The sequence below is a fragment of the Synechococcus sp. CCY 9618 genome (assembly GCF_019038415.1).
Lineage (GTDB): Bacteria > Cyanobacteriota > Cyanobacteriia > PCC-6307 > Cyanobiaceae > Cyanobium.
Genome location: NZ_JAFKRG010000103.1, coordinates 1 through 921, shown reverse-complemented (window position 1 = coordinate 921; position 921 = coordinate 1). Strand labels below are relative to the sequence as shown.

The 921-nt window shown below is 58.0% G+C and carries 2 protein-coding genes; both read right to left on the bottom strand.

Annotated elements, in window-relative coordinates; all coding sequences use genetic code 11:
• Positions 1-159: 159 nt before the first annotated feature.
• Positions 160-360 (bottom strand): HepT-like ribonuclease domain-containing protein, encoded by a 201-nt coding sequence (locus KUG41_RS16250; protein WP_216905054.1) that lies wholly within the window; start codon positions 358-360, stop codon positions 160-162.
• A 137-nt stretch (positions 361-497) separates the two neighbouring features.
• Entirely contained in the window at positions 498-785 is a 288-nt protein-coding gene (locus KUG41_RS15315) for a nucleotidyltransferase family protein (protein ID WP_216905053.1), read from the bottom strand.
• Between the last annotated feature and the right edge of the window lie 136 nt (positions 786-921).

Sequence of the window (921 nt, the reverse complement as noted above, 5' to 3'; positions counted from 1 at the left end):
GGGGCGTACGCCTATGGAAGTCCTCCAGCAATGGAAAGCGGCCTGATCACCCCACCAGCTCTCATAGGAACTGGACCACTGATGGGGGTCACGTCACGAGCAGCTCAGTGGAGACGAGACTGTCGGACAAACCCATCCACCCCACGGAAGAAAGAAGTCTCATTCCCTACCCACTTGGAGCATCCAGTCGATTTCTTCCCGCAACCACGGGAATTGTCGATAGGCCTCCCAAACGGGTTCAAGATCCACTCGGTCATACGCATGGATCAGCAGGTCACGCATGCCTGCAACGGCTCTCCAAGGGACATCTGACTGATGGTTCCTGAAGTCAAGGCTGAGGCGCTTCGAAGCCTCGCCGATTACCTCCTAACAGCGGATCAGTGCATCTTGCAAGTAGTCGGTTTCCTCTAGTACTTGGAAGCTGGAGATGGGAAACCCCAAGGCCCGATCCAACACGCCAATGATGTCGTTGAGAGCCTCACGATCGCGCTCGTTCATCAAAGGGCCACGGCCTCCGCTTCCACCCGTTGGCGCATAGAAGGTTTGAGGTTGCGGCGTCGAATCAGGTCCACCTTCTGTTCCAGCAAATCTTCCAGTGCCAGCTTGAGGGCTGCGTGGTCAAAGAGGCTGGTGCCCGGGGGGAAATCAACCAGCAGGTCAACGTCGCTGTCTCGGTTGGCTTGATCACGCGCCACCGAACCAAACACCGCCAGGTTGCTGGCTCCGTACCTGGCCAACAGAGCCGCCAGCTGAGGCGCGAGAGCCTTGAGTTCAGCGAGTTGCATGACGGTGTTCAACCCATCCTCATCTTATCGAGCTCCTACCTGTGTAGTGCCACCAGGTTGTTCCGGCTGACAAAGGGGTGTGAGGCCGACAGGGTTGTGGTGCGACCCAACAGCCCCAGACCTCACCCCCCATGCA

What these genes read in the sequence shown, in the direction of transcription:
- KUG41_RS15315 (WP_216905053.1), bottom strand. Translation starts at nt 785, where the DNA reads ATGCAACTCGCTGAACTCAAGGCTCTCGCGCCTCAGCTGGCGGCTCTG.